Here is a 1840-nt window from a genome sequence, read left to right on the forward strand (position 1 = left end):
GTTTCTGTCATACCGAGCTTGACTGGACCGATTGAGTTTCTTAGTTGAATTTCGAAAATTTCCATTTTTATCCTAAAAACACATAACGCCCAATTAAGGTGTGAAGCACGCGTCCACGGTACTTCATTTGACCACCGTAAACACTGAACTAAATCCAAACCAAAAATGCCAAGTGTGCTGAATCATTCTTAAATTGTTTGTTAGTTCTCTGTGCTCACTGTCATCAAAATTGCTTTTGTTGGTATAGATATATAGGTACTGCTATTGTGAAGCTTCAGCTTTGTATTAGCACCAACATTAGTAAAAAGCACATCAACTTGTTTTAACCAACAGCCTTGTATACAGTTTAAGTCAGCTGCGCCTTCTTTAGTTTTTAACCAAGGTAGTACATTTTTATATCGTGCTTGGTCAATTAGAAGGTCCACTCCGATTTGACGTACGCCCATTTTTTCAAATGTTGTACGAGTTACACCTCCCCCAATTTGTCCCACAACTAGTGGCGTAATATACACAAACGCATAGAGACACATTATTACTAGATCTTTACTTACGCGATTGCTAACAATCGGACTCCCTGTCGAATCTAAGATTTGCTCTGTTTGATTAGACTTACTCGATACCACAGAAACCAACACATAGCCCAAAGCAACCAATACTATAGTTCCAATAATTACAATCATGGGATGTTGATTTATGTATGCAGCACTGAAAATTATACCGTTTGCAAACAACCCTCCGACGACAATTGTAAACCAGTCACTTTTTGGTAGCGGAAGTACAATATCACCTTTATATGTACTTAGTTTTAAAATGTAGTTAATTGGTTTAGCTAGTAACGACACCCAAAAAACACTAGCTATAAAGAAACCAAACACAGCTACCGAGTAATAAAACCCAAAGACTACAATTGCCCATATAAAAAACAGAGCATCTGCAATTGTGAGTCCTGACGGATAGTGGTTGATGCTAGCACAATAGTAAATAACCAGAATTGCACCAAATATTGCACCAACGACTCCTAAGGTACGTGAATGCTCTTTTATGATGCTAAATAAATTCACAATAATTGTACGCTGATTTTCCAACTTTCCCCCTGAGAACTAACGCCGCGTTAAGCGGACTAAAATAGTTGGTTATAATGTGTAGCGAAGCGAAACGTAACCCACTGTTTTAGTTCCGTTTAAACGCCTTGTTAAATGTATGCTCCTTGCTAACTGGATTAAAACCCGCTGAAAAGTAGATAAGTATGAGTTCTAATTTAATATAAATGAAAATATACGTCTAAACATCCAATAGAGTAGTGGCAATAAAATTTGTAACGCTGCAAAACCAAAAATAAAAATGGTCAAATCCGTTGGCCCATCACCAGTTATATTAAAAGGAGGCGTACTTCCTATTGTTAAATCCTCACCAAGTTTTTGAATATCATTTTTCATGCCTACTAAAACAGTATTAGATAAAGATTGTACTATACACTTAACAACAGCACCAAAGAAGAATATAAAGCTAGCGATCAATGCGATTGAAAATACACCTGCAGCATGTCTAAAAGGCTTGGAACTATCTTGAGCAAGGATGTAACCAACTAAAGCTATAGCCACTGCAACTACTGTTGACGTAATGCTCTCTGTTTTGAAATAAGTCATAGCCACTAAAATAGCATCTATCAGAAAAGTAAATAAGTTCATCTAGTCTTTCCATTATAAATTGAAGCAAACATCATGAGACATGACACATACATTTAACGCTTGCTTAAGTGGTGAGCAACACAACACTGAAGCTACCGTATACCACCTTAAACACTAAAACTAACGCACAATGAAAATGCCATGTGTTGCGA

2 protein-coding genes are annotated in these 1840 nt (G+C 36.8%); both read right to left on the minus strand.

Going from position 1 to position 1840, the window contains the following annotated elements; genetic code table 11:
* Nucleotides 1-200: 200 nt before the first annotated feature.
* Nucleotides 201-1085 (minus strand): hypothetical protein, encoded by an 885-nt coding sequence (locus tag IQO02_RS05645; protein WP_228006010.1) that lies wholly within the window; start codon nt 1083-1085, stop codon nt 201-203.
* Nucleotides 1086-1253: 168 nt separating this feature from the next.
* Complete coding sequence (locus tag IQO02_RS05650; protein WP_016793472.1) at nt 1254-1688, minus strand: hypothetical protein; 435 nt, start codon at nt 1686-1688, stop codon at nt 1254-1256.
* Nucleotides 1689-1840 lie beyond the last annotated feature (152 nt).

The organism is Vibrio sp. OPT24 (assembly GCF_015163545.1).
GTDB classification, from domain to species: Bacteria; Pseudomonadota; Gammaproteobacteria; order Enterobacterales; family Vibrionaceae; genus Vibrio; species Vibrio cyclitrophicus.

Excerpts from the sequence above, each read along its gene's own strand:
- IQO02_RS05650 (WP_016793472.1), bottom strand. The coding sequence starts at position 1,688 with ATGAACTTATTTACTTTTCTGATAGATGCTATTTTAGTGGCTATGACT.